11 protein-coding genes are annotated in these 17,314 nt (G+C 70.3%); 1 reads left to right on the forward strand and 10 read right to left on the reverse strand.

The features are described 5' to 3' along the window. Positions 1 to 453: 453 nt before the first annotated feature. Both N4G66_RS04790 and lepA read right to left on the reverse strand, forming a co-directional pair. A complete protein-coding gene (locus N4G66_RS04790; protein WP_261702663.1) occupies positions 454 to 2,322 on the reverse strand; it encodes an AMP-dependent synthetase/ligase in 1,869 nt (622 codons plus the stop codon). A gap of 214 nt (positions 2,323 to 2,536) precedes the next feature. Further along, positions 2,537 to 4,405 (reverse strand): translation elongation factor 4, encoded by a 1,869-nt coding sequence (gene lepA / locus N4G66_RS04795; protein WP_261702664.1) that lies wholly within the window; start codon positions 4,403 to 4,405, stop codon positions 2,537 to 2,539. 381 nt (positions 4,406 to 4,786) lie between these two features. Between lepA and rpsT the strand changes: the two genes are divergently transcribed. Next, entirely contained in the window at positions 4,787 to 5,053 is a 267-nt protein-coding gene (gene rpsT / locus N4G66_RS04800; protein WP_261702665.1) for a 30S ribosomal protein S20, read from the forward strand. A gap of 499 nt (positions 5,054 to 5,552) precedes the next feature. On the opposite strand, the gene holA is transcribed toward rpsT, so the two are convergent. The 8 genes from holA to leuS form a co-directional block, all read right to left on the reverse strand. Next, entirely contained in the window at positions 5,553 to 6,539 is a 987-nt protein-coding gene (gene holA / locus N4G66_RS04805; RefSeq protein WP_391858753.1) for a DNA polymerase III subunit delta, read from the reverse strand. Positions 6,540 to 6,672: 133 nt separating this feature from the next. Then, positions 6,673 to 6,918 (reverse strand): hypothetical protein, encoded by a 246-nt coding sequence (locus N4G66_RS04810; RefSeq protein ID WP_261702666.1) that lies wholly within the window; start codon positions 6,916 to 6,918, stop codon positions 6,673 to 6,675. 200 nt (positions 6,919 to 7,118) lie between these two features. Then, the gene (locus N4G66_RS04815) at positions 7,119 to 7,949 is read right to left on the reverse strand and encodes an arylamine N-acetyltransferase family protein (protein ID WP_261702667.1); all 831 of its coding nucleotides are present in this window, start codon (positions 7,947 to 7,949) and stop codon (positions 7,119 to 7,121) included. A 4-nt stretch (positions 7,950 to 7,953) separates the two neighbouring features. Next, positions 7,954 to 10,503 (reverse strand): ComEC/Rec2 family competence protein, encoded by a 2,550-nt coding sequence (locus tag N4G66_RS04820; RefSeq protein WP_261702668.1) that lies wholly within the window; start codon positions 10,501 to 10,503, stop codon positions 7,954 to 7,956. 356 nt (positions 10,504 to 10,859) lie between these two features. Then, positions 10,860 to 12,047 (reverse strand): ComEA family DNA-binding protein, encoded by a 1,188-nt coding sequence (locus N4G66_RS45835; RefSeq protein ID WP_261702669.1) that lies wholly within the window; start codon positions 12,045 to 12,047, stop codon positions 10,860 to 10,862. Positions 12,048 to 12,173: 126 nt separating this feature from the next. Further along, entirely contained in the window at positions 12,174 to 13,019 is an 846-nt protein-coding gene (locus tag N4G66_RS04830; protein ID WP_261702670.1) for a DegV family protein, read from the reverse strand. Positions 13,020 to 13,091: 72 nt separating this feature from the next. Beyond that, entirely contained in the window at positions 13,092 to 13,823 is a 732-nt protein-coding gene (locus N4G66_RS04835; RefSeq protein ID WP_261702671.1) for a hypothetical protein, read from the reverse strand. 238 nt (positions 13,824 to 14,061) lie between these two features. Continuing rightward, positions 14,062 to 16,950: a leucine--tRNA ligase gene (gene leuS, locus N4G66_RS04840; protein ID WP_261702672.1), complete on the reverse strand. Its 2,889-nt coding sequence runs from the start codon at positions 16,948 to 16,950 to the stop codon at positions 14,062 to 14,064. Positions 16,951 to 17,314 lie beyond the last annotated feature (364 nt).

Below are 17,314 nucleotides of genomic sequence, written 5' to 3' on the forward strand. Positions count from 1 at the left end.
CCGGGCACGGGCGCCGACGCGGTCTACGCCTTCCGCGGGTACGCGACGAGTGCCGCCGACTGTCCGACGAAGCCGTTCGACCCGGGGTCCTGCGGGCCAAGGTCACCGCCTTCCCCGACCCGCACCGCACCGCACCAACCGTCAACTGGAGATGGAGGAACTGCCGAGAAGGACGCGGCGGAGGCGGGACCTGTGGGAGCCAAGTCGAAGACGCGACGCAACGCGCGGGAGCCGCGTCGGGGGCGGGACGCCTGGGACCTGCGCCGGGGGCCTGGGTTACGAGCCGAGCCGAGCCGCCGGGGCGGGGGCAGGGGCAGGGGCAGGGCACACAGGAGCTGTCCCGGGCAGGGGCGCGTGGGAACGGCACCGTGGGTGGTGGCGCGTGGAGCTCCGCCGCTCGGTCGCGGAGAAGCCCTGCGCGCCACCACCCCCGTACGAACCGGGGGCCGAGGGCTACGCCTCGCGGCTGCCCGCGTACATCTCGTCGATCAGGTGCTTGTACTCCCGCTCGACGACCGGGCGCTTCAGCTTGAGGCTCGGGGTGATCTCGCCGTGCTCGACGTCCAGGTCGCGGGGCAGCAGGCGGAACTTCTTGATGGTCTGCCAGCGCTGCAGGCCCGCGTTGAGCTCCTTCACATAGCCCTCGACGAGGGCGACCGTGGCAGGCGCCGCGACGACCTCGGCGTACGACTTGCCCCCCAGGCCGTTGTCCTTCGCCCACTCCAGGATGGACGGCTCGTCGAGGGCGATGAGCGCGGTGCAGAAGTTCCGGTCGGCGCCGTGCACGAGGATGTTGGAGACGTACGGGCAGACGGCCTTGAACTGGCCCTCGGCCTCGGCGGGCGAGATGTACTTGCCGCCCGAGGTCTTGATGAGGTCCTTCTTGCGGTCGGTGATCCGCAGATAGCCGTCCGGGGACAGTTCACCGATGTCGCCGGTGTGGAACCAGCCGTCCGCCTCGAGGACCTCGGCGGTCTTCTCGGGCAGCCCGTGGTAGCCCTCCATGATGCCGGGGCCGCGCAGCAGGATCTCGCCGTCGTCCGCGATGCGCACCTCGGTGCCGGGCAGCGGCTTGCCGACCGTGCCGGTGCGGTAGGCCTCGCCCGGGTTCACGAAGGAGGCGGCAGAGGACTCGGTGAGCCCGTAGCCCTCCAGGATGTGGATACCGGCGCCGGCGAAGAAGTAGCCGATCTCGGGCGCGAGCGCGGCCGAGCCGGAGACACAGGCGCGCAGGTTGCCGCCGAAGGCCTCGCGGATCTTGGCGAAGACGAGCGCGTCGGCGACCTTGTGCTTGGCGCCGAGCGCGAAGGGCACGGAGGCCGAGCCGGTACGCCGGAAGTTGTCCTGGCTGGCCTTCGCGTACTCGCGGGAGACCCCGGCGGCCCACTGGAAGATCTTGTACTTGGCGCCGCCGCCGGCCCGCGCCTTGGCCGCGACTCCGTTGTAGACCTTCTCGAAGATGCGCGGCACGGCCGCCATGTATGTCGGCCGCACCACCGGCAGGTTCTCGATGATCTTGTCCACGCGGCCGTCGACGGCGGTGACGTGCCCGACCTCGATCTGGCCGGAGGTCAGGACCTTGCCGAAGACGTGCGCGAGCGGCAGCCACAGGTACTGGACGTCGTCCTGGCCGACCAGGCCGGTCGCGGCGATCGCCTTCGCCATGTACGACCAGTTGCCCTGCGGCAGCCGGACGCCCTTGGGGCGGCCCGTGGTGCCGGAGGTGTAGATGAGGGTCGCGAGCTGGTCGGCGGTGATCGCGCCGACGCGCTCCTTGATCAGCTCGGGGTGCTTCTCCAGGTACGCGGTGCCGCGCGCCTCCAGCTCGGTGAGCGTGAGGACCCAGTCGTCGCTCTCCACGCCCGCCGGGTCGATGACGACGACCCGTGTGAGCTCGGGAAGCTCCGCGCGCTTCTCCCGGGCCTTGGCGAGCTGGGCCGCGTCCTCCGCGATGAGGACCTTGCTCGCGGAGTCGGAGAGGATGAACGCCGACTCCTCGGCGTTGGTCTGCGGATACACGGTCGTGGTGGCCGCGCCCGCGCAGAGGATGCCGAGGTCGGCCAGGATCCACTCGACCCGGGTCGAGGAGGCGAGCGCGACGCGCTGCTCCGGCTCCACGCCGAGTTCGATCAGACCGGCCGCGATGGCGTAGACCCGCTCGGCGGACTGCGCCCAGGTCAGCGACTTCCACTCGTCCGGGCCACCCGGGGCCGGTACCGGGTAGCGGTATGCCTCGGCGTCGGGTGTGGCCGCCACGCGCTCCAGGAAGAGGGCCGCGACGGACGGCGGACGGTTCTCGATCAGGGTCTGTGTGTCGCTCACGACATCCTCCGGGGCCCCGCGGCAGTGCGGCTGGCTCAATTGCGGCTGTTGTTTAACTCGCGAGTAACTACCGAGCAGAGATCAGACTAGAGCGCGTCCGGCCGGTGCGTAAGAGGCGACGGCCCGTCTCTTCCTCCAGGACACACCCCTGAGACAAGCACAGGGCCCGCCGCGCCGAAGCGCGACGGGCCCTGGATTGCGGCATTCGGAGCGGCTACTTCTTGCCCTTGGCCGCGGGGCCGCTGTCGTCGCTGGACAGCACGGCGATGAAGGCCTCTTGCGGAACCTCCACAGAGCCCACCATCTTCATCCGCTTCTTGCCTTCCTTCTGCTTCTCCAGCAGCTTCCGCTTACGCGAGATGTCACCGCCGTAACACTTGGCGAGGACGTCCTTGCGGATGGCGCGGATGGTCTCGCGGGCGATGACCCGGGAGCCGATGGCAGCCTGGATGGGCACCTCGAAGGCCTGCCGCGGGATCAGCTCGCGCAGCTTGGCGACCAGCCGGACCCCGTACGCGTACGCCTGGTCCTTGTGCGTGACCGCCGAGAAGGCGTCGACCTTGTCACCGTGCAGCAGGATGTCGACCTTGACCAGGCTGGAGGTCTGCTCGCCGGTGGGCTCGTAGTCGAGCGAGGCATAGCCGCGGGTCTTGGACTTCAGCTGATCGAAGAAGTCGAAGACGATCTCCGCGAGCGGCAGCGTGTAGCGGATCTCGACCCGGTCCTCGGAGAGGTAGTCCATGCCGAGCAGGGTGCCGCGCCGGGTCTGGCACAGCTCCATGATCGCGCCGATGAACTCCGAGGGCGCGAGGATGGTCGCCCGCACGACAGGCTCGTAGACCTTGTCGATCTTGCCCTCGGGGAACTCGCTCGGGTTGGTGACGATGTGCTCGCTGCGGTCCTCCATCTCGACGCGGTAGACCACGTTCGGGGCGGTCGCGATGAGGTCGAGGCCGAACTCGCGCTCCAGCCGCTCACGGATCACATCGAGGTGCAGCAGCCCGAGGAAACCGACGCGGAAGCCGAAGCCCAGCGCCGCCGACGTCTCCGGCTCGTACACCAGCGCGGCGTCGTTGAGCTGCAGTTTGTCCAGGGCGTCGCGCAGCTCGGGGTAGTCGGACCCGTCCAGCGGATACAGGCCCGAGAAGACCATGGGCTTGGGGTCCTTGTACCCGCCGAGCGCCTCGGTCGCGCCCTTGTGCAAGGTGGTGATCGTGTCACCGACCTTGGACTGGCGGACGTCCTTCACGCCGGTGATGATGTAACCCACCTCACCGACACCGAGCCCGTCGGCCGCCTTCATCTCGGGGGCCGAGACACCGATCTCCAGCAGCTCGTGGGTCGCGCCGGTGGACATCATCCGGATCCGCTCACGCTTGTTGAGCTGCCCGTCGATGACACGCACGTACGTCACGACACCGCGGTAGGAGTCGTAGACCGAGTCGAAGATCATCGCGCGGGCGGGGGCGTCCTGGACGCCGATCGGGGCGGGGATCTCGGCGACGACCTTGTCGAGCAGCGCCTCGACGCCCAGGCCCGTCTTGGCGGAGACCCTGAGAACGTCCTCGGGGTCGCAGCCGATGAGGTTGGCGAGCTCCTCGGAGAACTTCTCCGGCTGGGCGGCCGGCAGGTCGATCTTGTTCAGTACGGGGATGATCTTGAGGTCGTTCTCCATCGCCAGGTAGAGGTTGGCGAGAGTCTGCGCCTCGATGCCCTGGGCCGCGTCGACGAGCAGGACCGTGCCCTCACAGGCCGCGAGGGACCGGGACACCTCGTACGTGAAGTCGACGTGCCCGGGGGTGTCGATCATGTTGAGGATGTGGGTCTTGCCCGGGTCCTCGGTCGACGCCCAGGGCAGCCGGACCGCCTGGGACTTGATCGTGATGCCACGCTCGCGCTCGATGTCCATACGGTCGAGGTACTGAGCACGCATCTGCCGCGCGTCGACCACCCCCGTCAGCTGGAGCATGCGGTCGGCGAGCGTTGACTTGCCGTGGTCGATGTGCGCGATGATGCAGAAATTGCGGATCAGAGCCGGGTCGGTACGGCTCGGCTCGGGCACATTGTTAGGGGTCGCGGGCACGCAGGGTCCTGTCTCTTGAGGCGCCTGTCGCCTCGGGTCGGATCGATACGTAGGTTCCATGGTCCCACGCGCGGGGAGCTGCGACCGGTTCGGTCCGCGTGAGCGGCGCAGCGGCAACCGGTTCGGAGGCCGTGATCAGAGGATCGGGGACCGGCCCCGGCCGTGCGAGCAGGAGCGACCCGCTCGGGTCGGGCGAGAAGCGATCGGCCGCCGGTGCGGGCCCCCGAACAAGGGGTGGACGGCCGGTTTGGGCCGGTCGCGCGGGGACTGGTAGCCTGGGTGGCTGTGTCTCGTGCCCTCTCAGCAGGAGACGCACCCAAGAAAATCAAACGGCGAGTGAGACGTGCTGTCTCGCGCGCCTGAACCTGTAAAGGCTCATTCGTGGCGAACATCAAGTCCCAGATCAAGCGGATCAAGACCAACGAGAAGGCCCGGCTGCGCAACAAGGCCGTCAAGTCCTCTCTGAAGACCGCGATCCGCAAGGCCCGCGAGGCGTCTGCCGCGGGTGACGTCGAGAAGGCCACCGAGTACACGCGCGCCGCGTCGCGCGCCCTCGACAAGGCTGTCTCGAAGGGCGTCATCCACAAGAACCAGGCCGCCAACAAGAAGTCGGCGCTTGCTTCGAAGGTCGCCGCCCTCAAGGGCTGAGTCGGCTGAGCTCTCCGGAGCTCAACCCCTGACTTGACCGTCGGCCGGACCCGAGCGGGCCCTCTCTCCCGCCCCCGACCCGACACCCCCGGATTCACGCACGATCTGCGTTCGCCACGCGGGCGTGAATCCAACAGCTCGAACCGAAGGCCCCGCCCCTCCCTTCCCCGGGAGAACGAGCGGGGCCTTCGTTGTGCGGTGTCGGTCCTGGGGCTGGTGTCGGCGTCGGCGTCGGTGCTGGTGTCGTCCGAGGGCATGGCAGGCACAAGGGCAGGGTCAGGGCACAGGGGCAGGACCCAACGACGGGAACAGGACCAAGGGCAGGGGCAGACCAAAGGCAGGGGCAGGACACCGGCCGCGTGCCGCGCGGTGCCTGCGGCCGTTCGGTCGGGCCGACCCTCGTCTGCAGGAGTTGGGGCGGGCCGGCCCTCACCCACGGGAATTTCGGTCGAACCGACCCTCGCCCACGGGAGTTCGGTCCGGCCGACCCAGCGTGCGGCTAATGCCGACCGGAGCGAGCTGCCCGCGCGATGGCCACGACCGCCTTCTCCAGGGCGTACTCGGGATCGTCCCCGCCGCCCTTGACTCCGGCATCCGCCGCCGCGACGGCCGTGAGCGCCATGGCGACCCCGTCCGGCGTCCATCCCCGCATCTGCTGCCGTACACGATCGATCTTCCACGGCGGCATCCCCAGCTCACGGGCCAGGTCGGCGGGCCTGCCGCCCCGCGCGGAGGACAGCTTCCCGATCGCCCGTACCCCTTGCGCCAGCGCACTGGTGATCAGGACGGGCGCCACACCGGTCGACAGCGACCATCGCAACGCTTCCAGCGCTTCCGCGGCCCGCCCCTCCACGGCACGATCGGCCACGGTGAAGCTGGATGCCTCGGCCCGCCCGGTGTAGTACCGCCCGACGACGGCCTCGTCGATCGTCCCCTCGACATCCGCGGTCAACTGCGACACGGCGGACGCCAGCTCCCGCAGATCGCTCCCGATGGAGTCCACCAGCGCCTGACAGGCCTCCGGAGTGGCCGCCCGGCCCAGCGCCCGGAACTCGCTCCGCACGAACGCCAGCCGGTCCGCCGGCTTCGTCATCTTGGGGCACGCCACCTCCCGCGCCCCCACCTTGCGCGCGGCGTCGAGCAGCCCCTTGCCCTTGGCCCCACCCGCGTGCAGCAGCACCAGGGTGATCTCCTCGGCGGGCGCCCCCAGATACGCCTTGACGTCCTTGATCGTGTCGGCCGACAGATCCTGCGCGTTCCGGACGACCACGACCTTGCGCTCGGAGAAGAGCGAGGGACTCGTCAGCTCGGCGAGCGTGCCCGGCTGCAACTGATCCGGGGTGAGATCCCGGACATCCGTGTCGGCGTCGGCGGCCCTGGCGGCGGCCACCACCTCCTGCACGGCACGGTCGAGCAGGAGATCCTCCTGGCCCACTGCCAGCGTGACAGGGGCGAGAGGGTCGTCTTGTGCGGTCTTCTTGGCCATCACCGAAAGCATCCCACGCGCCACTGACAACACGTGCCCCGATCCGGACCCCCGTATGTACCTCCCGCCCCCTCGCCCTGCCCCTGCCCCTGCCCCTGCCCCTGCCCCTGCCCCTGCCCCTGCCGAGCTTCGGCTACGGTTCCTCGTGCCAGCCGTCCCACTCGGCCGCGAACTCGTCCAGCTCCTTCGGGTCCAGCCGCGCCCCGGGGTCCGTCAGGACCACCAGCCACTGCGCGTCCTCGGCATCGTCCTCGCCCGCCAGCGCATCCCGGACGAGCTGCGGCTCCTCCAGGAGCCCGAACCGATCACCGACGGCCTCCGCCGCCTCTTCCGCGGCATCACGGTCGGGCAGCACCAGTACATGTCTCACATCGCTCACCTGAACATTTTCCGATACGCCCGACGCGGCCGACGCCGGGGTCGGCCTGTGCGGCTGTGCGGCTGTGCGGCTGTGCGGCGTGCAAGCGGTAGTACCTGCGCGACCCGTGCGACCCGCTCGTACGGGTCGTACCCGTACGACCCGTACGAGCGGTCGTACCCGTGCGAGCGGTGCTGCCGGCGCGACCCGTCGGACCGGAGCTACTGAGCCCCCTTGACCTCCGGCACCCGGTCCAGTTCGATTCCGAAACGTTCCCGATAGGTGGCCAGCACCTCCTCGTCGGTGGCCAGTTCCGACACCTCTTTGGTCCCGTCGGCCGTCGACACGGTGAAATTGCGGCCGCTGAGCGTGATCCGTCCTCCGTCCTTGGTGACCCGAGAGCAGACCAATGACCGAGTGAAGTGCGACAGCGGCGATGTGCTCTGCCACCAGGCTCCGACGGCGAAGTCCCCGAGCACACGCGGCCGTACCTCCAGGCGGTACTGGCGTTTGTCGCCCAGATAGACGTCCAGGTCCTCGCGTTCCCGTGATCCGCCGACACCCCGCACCCCCGCCGCGTCCGGCCCCGACTCCACGACCCGGAACATCCCGGCAGGGTCCCGCTGTTCGCCTCGCTCCATGAACGACAACGGGTAGTGGCTGTGCGCCCCGAAACCGACGTCGGTCAGCCAGTCACCCCCGTCCACCGTCCGCACCCGCAGCGCGAGATGGTCATAAGGAATCCCGAGTTCCCCCTCGTCCCCGTACACCCGCGCCGCGAGATACGTCACATCGAAGCCCAGCGACGCCAGCAACGCCCCGAACACGCCGTTCAGTTCGTAGCAGAAGCCCCCTCTGCGAGCGTCCACCACCTTGTCCAGCAGCCTCTTCTCCTCCAGCACGATCTCCTCGCCGAGATGGATCGACAGGTTCTCGAACGGCACTGTCAGCAGGTGGCGCAGTTGAAGCTCGCGGAGCACATCGGACGTGGGCCATGCCGGGTGCTGGGCCCCGATACGGCGAAGGTAGGCGTCGGCCTGTGCGGAGTTCATGGGTTCAGTGTCGCGCCACACTCAGCCCGTCGCCCGCACCGGTGACGGCGAGATCACCGTCCTCGTCGGTACGCAGCACCACCGCGCCCCCGGTCCGCAGGGCCGCGACCGTACTCGGGGCAGGATGCCCGTAGGGGTTGTCACTGCCGACCGAGATGAGCGCGAGCCGCGGAGCCACTCTGCGTATGAGCTCCGGATCCTGATACGCCGAACCGTGATGCGCGACCTTGAGCACGTCCACGCCCGACAGTTCCACGGCCGCCGACGATCTCGACAATGCCTGCTGCGCGGACGGCTCCAGGTCGCCGAGCAACAGCAGCCGCAGCCCCGCGGACCGCACGAGCAGGGTGACACTGGCGTCGTTCGGACCGTCCGGCGGCGGAGCCGGATCCGGCGGCGGCCACAGCACCCGCCAGTCGAGCCTTCCCGTACGCCGCCGCTCCCCCGCCACGGCCCGGGTCATGGGAATGTGCCGTGCGACCGCCTCCCTTCGTACGAACTCGGCCTGTTCCAGAGGTTCTTCGAAGGTGCTCGTCTCGATCTCGCCCACCGAGCGCCCGCGGAGCACACCCGGCAGCCCCGCGACGTGGTCGGCGTGGAAGTGCGTCAGAACGACGAGCGGGATCCTGGTGACACCGAGCGTGCTCAGACAGCGGTCGACCAACACCGGGTCGGGCCCCGCGTCCACCACCACCGCGCTGCCGTCGCCCACCGCGAGCACGGTCGCGTCGCCTTGCCCCACATCGCACATCGCGAACCGCCAGCCGGGCGGCGGCCACCCCGTGATCACCCGGGTGAGCGGCGGCGGCTGCACCACGACCACCAGGAACAGCACCGCGCAGACAGCACTCAGCACCGGATGCCTCAGCAGCCGTCGACCGACGGTCATGACGACCACCGTGACAAGGGCGAGCAGAAGGGCGCCCGTCCAGCTGCCCGGCCAGTCCACTCCCCCGCCGGGCTGAGCCGCCCCCGCACGCGCGATGCCCGCGATCCACCGGGCGGGCCAACTCGCCCACCACGCAAGGGCTTTGGCCACAGGCATCGCCAGGAAGGCTGTCGCCAGTGTCGCGAAACCCAGCACCGTGGCCGGCGTCACCGCGAACTCCGCGAGCAGATTGCACGGCACCGCCACCAGGCTCACCCGCGCCGACAACAGGGCGACCACCGGCGCGCACACGGCCTGTGCGGCGGCGGCCGCGGCGAGCGCCTCGGCCAGGCGCGGAGGCACCCGACGTCGCTGGAGCGCCGTGCTCCAGCGCGGGGCCAGCGTGAGCAGGGCTCCGGTCGCAAGGACGGAAAGCAGGAATCCATAGCTCCGGGAGAGCCAGGGGTCGTACAGCACCAGAAGCAGAACCGCGGCTGCCAGTGCCGGGATCAGAGATCTGCGACGCCCGGTCGCGATGGCGAGCAGCGAGATCGATCCGCAGGCCGCTGCCCGCAGCACGCTCGGGTCCGGTCGGCACACGATCACGAAGGCGAGGGTTAGCGCTCCGCCGAGCAGGGCGGTCGCCCGGAGCGGGACCCCGAGCCGGGAGGCGAGGCCCCGGCGCTCGACTCTCTGGGCGAGCCCCGGTGGCCCGATGAACAACGCGAGGATGATGACGAGGTTGCCTCCACTGACAGCCAGGAGGTGGGTGAGATCGGTGGCTTTGAAGGCGTCGCCCAGCTCCGGCGTCACGCGTGAGGTGTCCCCCACCACCAGCCCTGGCAGCAGCGCCCGCGCGTCCGCGTCCAGACCGTCCGTCGCCTTTCGCAGCCCGTCGCGCAGCCGGCCGGCGAACCGCTGCGGTCCGGACGGCTCTCCCACCACCTGCGGCGGCCCGCTCCCCCGCACCCGCAACACCGCCGCGATGTCGTCCCCGTCCGACAGGGCGGGCACGACCCGCGCCGCCAGCCTCAGCCGGGTGGAGGGCAGCAGCGACAACCAGGGCGAGCGCCCACCGGCCTCTCTGGGCGAGCCCCGTCGAGAGCGCGCGTCGACGATGACCAGCACCGGCGTCCGGGTGGCCAGGATCGTGCCGTCCGCCTCTGTGACCCGCGTGACTTCGGCGTCGAACAGCAGAGCCGTCGGAGCGATGTGGTCCCCGTTGATCCGGGGCCGGGTGAGCCGGGGATCGGAGGTGATCTCCACTTCCGCGGTCACGTTGGCGAACTGCTCCGCGAGCGCGGGAACGGGTCCACGTCGCAGGTCCGCTCCGTGCAGCCCTGCAGAGGCCGCGGCCGTGCCGACACAGAGCAGCACTGCGGCGACGGACACCCACGGCCACGACCCAGGCCGCGCCGCCTCTCGCCCCTGACCCGTACCCGCGGCTCTCCGCCCCGTGCCCGCACCACTCCACCCCGTACGCGCGCCACTCCGACCTGCCGCCAGCAGTACTCCGCCCGTGACCAGGGACACGGCCACGACACCCGTCACCCAGCCCGGCGACACCCCGACCGTCACGGCCGCCGTGAGCCAGACCGCCGCGGCGGGCGCCACGAGCCGGAGATCGGTCGGCCCCTCCGCCCTCGGGTACGAGGCCCCCAGTCGACTCCCGGCAGCAGCGTGCACCCGCCTCCGGCTGGTGACGCCGGGGAGACCCGCCGGGTGCGTCAGAGAACCTTCCGGTTCACCGAGCTCCTCAGACTCACGGGACTCCTCCCTCCGCTCCGACTCGCACCCCTCTCGCACCACCTCCGACTCGTGCTCCTCCAGCGCCCTGTCCGGCCTGTGCAGACCTCGTGCCCCATCCGGCCCGTGCAGCCCTCTCGTGCCCGGCCCGCCCGGTCGGCATCTCCCTGCAGGCCCCGCAGACCCGTCGGGTCCATTCCCGGTCCGGGGCCGGCCCCGCCGCACGCTGATCACCGGTCCGGCCCGCCGCATGCTCGTCGCCGGTCCAGTCCGCCCAGCCCTCCTCCCGGAGCCGCTCATGGCCGCACCAGGTTCCGGAGATCGGCGAAGCGGCGGTCTCCGATTCCGTTCACCTCGCGGAGCTCGTCGACCGAGCGGAAACCGCCGTGCGCCGTGCGGTATTCGATGATGTGCCGGGCCAGGACGGGACCGACGCCGGGCAGGCCGTCGAGCTGGTCGACGGTGGCCGTGTTGAGGGGAACCGGCGCGGAGGGCGCCGCACCCGCTGCGGATCCGCCGGTGCCGGCCGGCCCCGCACCGTCCGAGCCGGCTCCGGTCGGGGGTACGGATGCGCCGACCACGATCTGTTCGCCGTCCACGAGGAGTCGCGCACGGTTCAGACCGTCGGTGTGCGTGCCGGGCCGTACGCCGCCGGCGGCTCGCAGGGCGTCTTCGACGCGGGAACCGGCCGGCAACCGCTGGAGTCCGGGGGTGCGCACCTTTCCGCCCACGTCCACGACGATCACGCCCCCGCCGGGACCTGCGGAGCCCTCGCCACCGGCGGGGCTCGAAGCTCCGGCCGGGGCACCGGATTCCACGCCCGGTCCGCGCTTCTCGCCGTACGGCGCCGCGGCGCTCATCACCTCAGGAGCCCGAACCGGCTGCGTCCTGCCGGCCCAGAAGTGCTGCACGGCGAAGACGGCGGCCACGACCAGCAGCACGGTCAGCGCGGCCACACTCCTGCGCTCCAGACTGCACCTCGACTGCAGCCACAACGGCAGCCGCTCCCGCACGGCGAGCCCTGCCCGCTCCCGCCACGTGCCCGCCTCCACGGCCGGCAGGCTCGCGGCCGCCACACTCGCAGTCAGCGCACTCGCGGTCGCAGTCCCGCCGGCCGACGAGCGGTCTGCCCGTGGGGGTCGGTCGGGCTCCGGCGCGGTGCCACGCTCGTAGGACCCGGCCCGGTGGTTCCAAAGTCCCCGGACATCGGTCAGAAACCCGGTACCCACAGCCGTGTCCGCCCTGGGGCCGTCCCTGACATCACGGTCCGCCCCCGGCGGCGCGTTCCCCAACTCCCTCCGCCCCTGGGCGCGTTCGGTGAAGAGTGAATTGGCGCGCAGACGGAGGGCCGCGGCCGATGCCTCGTGGCGACAGGCCCGGCCTCTCTGATCGCGACGGCGATGGCGGCTGCGGCTGTCGGAGAGGGGGCCACGACCCGGGCCGCTGGTCGGTGTGGCGGTGCGTGAGCTTGATCGAAGTGCCATGCGACGAGGATCCGGCATCCCGGCATCCTCGCGATGATCTTGCTCAATTCCGGTGGAAAGCGGCCCAGTTGTGGATAACTCCGCCACCCTCACGAGTGATGCGCACGAACAACAACCGGAGCCGGCTCACCGAGGCGAGACAACCGCCCCGAGCAGTCCGGGTCCGGTGTGGGCTCCGATCACCGCACCCACCTCGCTCACATGCAGTTCGGCGAGCCCCGGCACCCGTGCCCGCAAACGGTCCGCGAGAGCCGATGCCCGCTCGGGGGCCGCCAGATGGTGAACAGCGATGTCGACCTGCGCGCTGCCCGCCCGGTCCGCGACGATCTCCTCCAGGCGGGCGATCGCCTTGGACGCCGTCCGGACCTTTTCGAGAAGTTCGATGCGGCCGTCGTTGAGCTGCAGCAGCGGCTTCACCGCGAGCGCGGAACCCAGCAGAGCCTGTGCTGTCCCGATCCTGCCGCCACGGCGGAGGTAGTCGAGGGTGTCGACGTAGAAGTACGCGGACGTGCCCGCGGCCCGCTTCTCCGCGGCCGTGACCGCATCGTCGATGGTGCCGCCCGCCTCGGCCGACTCGGCGGCGGCCAGCGCGCAGAACCCGAGGGCCATCGCGACCATCCCGGTGTCGACCACACGCACCGGTAGCGAGGCGTCGCGCGCCGCGAGCACCGCGGCGTCGTAGGTGCCCGAGAACTCGGAGGACAGGTGCAGCGAGACGATGCCGGTGGCGCCGGACTCGGCGACCTTGCGGTAGGCCGCGGCGAACGTCTCGGGGCTGGGCCGGGACGTCGTGACGGGGCGCCGCTTCTGCAGTGCCTGGGCCAGGGAACGGGCCGAGATCTCGGTGCCCTCTTCGAGTGCCTGGTCCCCGAGGACCACGGTCAGGGGAACCGCCGTGATGCTGTGGCGCTCCATCGTCCGCGGCGGCAGGTAGGCCGTTGAATCGGTGACGATCGCGACATGGCGGGACATGAGCTGGAGGTTACCTGGCGGGGCGGGTGGACGGCAGCCCGGCCCCTTCCACCTGCGGTCGGGACGGCCGGATCATGTCGTGCTCTCGGGGCGGGGCTTCTTCTGCCAAGGGTAGGTGGGCCGTTGGCCGGGCGGGGTGATGGCGGAACGCCCCGGCTGATCCGCCGGACGGGACTCCGGGCTCTGGGGCCGGGTCTGTGCCCCGGAGGTGCCCGCGTCCGCCGTGGGAGGGTCGGGCCAGGACGCGGAGGGCCCCGGTTCCTTGGTCCAGTGACGCAGTGCGCCGGCCTCCACGTCGATCTGCGCGCTCAGGGTGTCCAGGTCGTCGCCCGCGAAGCGGTGGGCCCGGTCGCGGGCGGCCCAGCGCAGCGAGTCCGCCGACTGCGTGATCCGCTGGGTGCGCTCGCGCAGGGCGGGCAGCCGGGTGGCGAGCGTGCCCCGGTCGGGCTCGGCCTCCAGGCGCTTCAGTTCGGCGTCCAGCTCGCGCCCGTGCGCGCTGAGCCGCTCGAAGAGGCTGAGGGACTCCTTGAGGGACTCGTCCTCCGCCACGCTCGCCTGCAGCGCGTCCTGGGTCGCCCGCATCGATGTGCGCAGCGACAGCCTGAGCTGGGCGAGCTCGCCCTGGGGGCCGAACTGGGCGAAGGTCTTCGCACGCAGGGTGGTGTCCTCGACCGTGCGGCGGGCCTGCGAGATCGTGCGGTCCACGCCGCGTTTGGCTGCGCCGATCACCTTCACCGTCGCGTACGCGCCGAACACCACGAACAGCAGGAAGAGCAAGGCGATTACGGTGATCACGGTACCCATCACACTCCTCCTCCGACCGGTCGCGGCAACTGTCGCCGCGCTCTCAACGGTAAACGCTGCGGGCAGGTTCGGAGTTCCAGAAGAACCCCGAACCTGCCCGTAGGGGACTACCCCGAGCCGTCACGCGGCCCCGACCTGCGCGGGCACCGGACCGAGGCCCGGCGCCCGCCACACCGTGACGACCACGCCATGGCGACCACGCCATGACGGCTGCGCTGTGACGAGCGCGCTGTGACGACTACGCCGTAACGATGTTCACCAGCTTCGGCGCGCGCACGATCACCTTGCGGATCCCCGCGCCGTCCAGCGCCGCGACGACCTTCTCGTCGGCCAGCGCCACCTTCTCCAGTTCCTCGTCGGAGATCGACGGGGAGACCTCCAGGCGCGCCTTGACCTTGCCCTTGATCTGCACGACGCAGGTCACGGCCTCGTCGATGACGTACGCGGGGTCGGCGACGGGGAAGTCCTGGTGGACGACCGAGTCGCCGTGGCCCAGCTTGCGCCACAGTTCCTCGGCGATGTGCGGGGCCAGCGGCGCCACCATCAGCACCAGTGCCTCGGCGATCGGGCGCGCGACCTGGCCGCCCGCCTTGGTCAGGTGGTTGTTCAGCTCGGTGACCTTGGCGATGGCGGTGTTGAAGCGCATGCCCTCCAGGTCCTGGCGCACGCCGTCAATGGCCTTGTGCAGGGCGCGCAGCGTGTCCTCGTCCGGCTCGGCGGCGACGACCGTGACCTCGCCGGTCGCCTCGTCGACGACATTGCGCCACAGCCGCTGCAGCAGCCGGTACTGGCCCACCACCGCGCGCGTGTCCCACGGCCGGGACACGTCCAGGGGACCCATCGCCATCTCGTACAGGCGCAGGGTGTCCGCTCCGTACTCGGCGCAGATCTCGTCGGGGGTGACCGCGTTCTTCAGGGACTTGCCCATCTTGCCCAGCAGCCGGGAGACCTTCTCGCCCTGGTAGAAGTAGGCGCCGTCGCGCTCCTCCACCTCGGCCGCAGGTACGGCGATACCGCGGCTGTCGCGGTACACGTAGGCCTGGATCATGCCCTGGTTGAACAGCTTGTGGAACGGCTCGGCCGACGAGATGTGGCCCAGGTCGAACAGGACCTTCGACCAGAAGCGGGCGTACAGCAGGTGCAGCACGGCGTGCTCGGCGCCGCCGACGTACAGGTCGACACCGCCGGTCGGCTGACCTTCGCGCGGGCCCATCCAGTACTGCTCGATGGCCGGGTCGACCAGCTTCTGGTCGTTGTGCGGGTCCAGATAGCGCAGCTCGTACCAGCAGGAACCGGCCCAGTTGGGCATGGTGTTGGTCTCGCGGCGGTACTTCTGCGGGCCACGGCCGTCGCCCAGGTCCAGGGTCACGGCGACCCAGTCCTCGTTGCGGGACAGCGGGGTCTCCGGGGACGTGTTCGCGTCGTCCGGGTCGAAGGTGCGCGGCGAGTAGTCCTCGACCTCCGGCAGCTCCAGGGGCAGCATCGACTCGGGCAGCGGGTGGGCGACGCCGTCCTCGTCGTAGACGATCGGGAAGGGCTCGCCCCAGTAGCGCTGGCGGCTGAACAGCCAGTCGCGCAGCCGGAAGTTGACAGTGCCCTCGCCGATGCCGCGGCGCTCCAGCCACTCCGTGATGCGCGCCTTGGCGTCGACGACGCCCAGGCCGTCCAGGGAGACGTCGTCGCCGGCGGAGTTGACGATCTTCGCGTCGTACGAGGCGAAGGCGTCGTCCCAGGTGGAGGCGTCGGTGCCGCGGTCGTCCGAGGGCTCGACCACACAGCGCATGGGCAGCTCGAAGGCGCGCGCGAACGCGAAGTCGCGGGTGTCGTGCGCCGGGACGGCCATGATCGCGCCGGTGCCGTAGCCCATCAGCACGTAGTCGGCGATGAAGACCGGGACCTTCTCGCCGTTGACCGGGTTGGTGGCGAACGCGCCGGTGAAGACGCCGGTCTTGTCCTTGGCCTCGGCCTGCCGCTCGACGTCGGACTTCGAGGCGGCCTGCGCACGGTAGGCGGCGACGGCCTCGGCGGGCGTCGCGTGACCGCCGGTCCACACCTCGTGGGTGCCCTCGGGCCAGGCGGCCGGGGTGAACTTCTCGACCAGCGGGTGTTCCGGGGCCAGCACCATGTACGTGGCGCCGAACAGGGTGTCCTGGCGGGTGGTGAAGACCGTGATCGCTTCGCCGTCGATCGGGAAGTCGACGCGGGCGCCCTCGGAGCGGCCGATCCAGTTGCGCTGCTGCAGCTTGATGGCCTCGGGCCAGTCCAGCGCGTCCAGGTCGTCCAGCAGGCGGTCCGCGTAGGCGGTGATGCGCATGTTCCACTGGCGCAGCTTGGCCTTGAAGACGGGGAAGTTGCCGCGCTCGGAACGGCCGTCGGCGGTGACCTCCTCGTTGGCCAGGACGGTGCCCAGGCCGGGGCACCAGTTGACCGGCGCGTCGGAGGCGTACGCCAGGCGGTAGCCGCTCAGGACGTCGGCGCGCTCGGTGGCGCTCAGCTCGTTCCACGCGCGCGTGGTGGAGCCGGTGGCGGGGACGGCGCGCTCACCGCTCTCGAACTGGGCGACCAGTGCGGAGACGGGACGGGCCTTGCCGGCCTCGTCGTCGTACCAGGAGTTGAAGATCTGCAGGAAGATCCACTGCGTCCACTTGTAGTACTCCGGGTCGATCGTGGCGAACGACCGGCGCTTGTCGTGACCCAGACCCAGCGCACGCAGCTGGGCCTTCATGTTCTCCATGTTGGCCTCGGTGGACGCGCGCGGGTGCGTGCCGGTCTGCACGGCGTACTGCTCGGCGGGCAGGCCGAAGGCGTCGAAGCCCAGGGTGTGCAGGACGTTGTGGCCGGTCATCCGCTGGAACCGGGCGTATACATCGGTGGCGATGTAGCCCAGGGGGTGACCCACATGCAGACCCGCACCGGAGGGGTAGGGGAACATGTCCATGATGAACTTCTTGGGCCTGGCGGCCAGCTCGGGGTCCCCGGCCAGGTCGCCGGTGGGGTTCGGAGCCTCGTACGTCCCCTCGGCGTCCCAGAAGTCCTGCCAGCGTGCCTCGATGTCAGCGGCCAGGGCGGCCGTGTAGCGGTGCGGCGCGGCCACCTCGGCGGTGGCAGCGGTGTTCGTCTCGCTCATGATCCTCAAAGCTCCATCGATCGTCTCTGCCAGCGGCTGTGACACTCAAGAAATGAAAAAGCCCCTCGCACAGGAGGGGACGCCGCGCTGATGCCGACCACGGTTCGCCAGCGGTCGGGACTGATCAGCGCGGCTCGCTAAGCAGAAGGCGTACGGCACGCATGGCGTCAGGGTACAGCAGTGCCCGCGCGGGCCGCGACGAGCTTTCGGGACCGCCCGGCACCCCGTGCCACCCCTCGCGGCCTTCAAAAAAGTTGAACGATGTTCAAATTTTACTTCGCTTAACGGACGCTTGCGGACAACACAAAGACCTCATTGCCCTTTGGTAACAACGCAATAACTCAAACCTGGAACTCGTCGGTAT

Source organism: Streptomyces rhizosphaerihabitans (genome assembly GCF_025399795.1).
Taxonomy (GTDB): domain Bacteria; phylum Actinomycetota; class Actinomycetes; order Streptomycetales; family Streptomycetaceae; genus Streptomyces; species Streptomyces rhizosphaerihabitans.

What these genes read in the sequence shown, in the direction of transcription:
- N4G66_RS04830 (WP_261702670.1), bottom strand. Translation starts at nt 13,019, where the DNA reads ATGTCCCGCCATGTCGCGATCGTCACCGATTCAACGGCCTACCTGCCG.
- holA (WP_391858753.1), bottom strand. Translation starts at nt 6,539, where the DNA reads ATGGCCAAGAAGACCGCACAAGACGACCCTCTCGCCCCTGTCACGCTG.
- N4G66_RS04815 (WP_261702667.1), bottom strand. Translation starts at nt 7,949, where the DNA reads ATGAACTCCGCACAGGCCGACGCCTACCTTCGCCGTATCGGGGCCCAG.
- leuS (WP_261702672.1), bottom strand. Translation starts at nt 16,950, where the DNA reads ATGAGCGAGACGAACACCGCTGCCACCGCCGAGGTGGCCGCGCCGCAC.
- N4G66_RS45835 (WP_261702669.1), bottom strand. Translation starts at nt 12,047, where the DNA reads ATGGCACTTCGATCAAGCTCACGCACCGCCACACCGACCAGCGGCCCG.
- N4G66_RS04835 (WP_261702671.1), bottom strand. Translation starts at nt 13,823, where the DNA reads ATGGGTACCGTGATCACCGTAATCGCCTTGCTCTTCCTGCTGTTCGTG.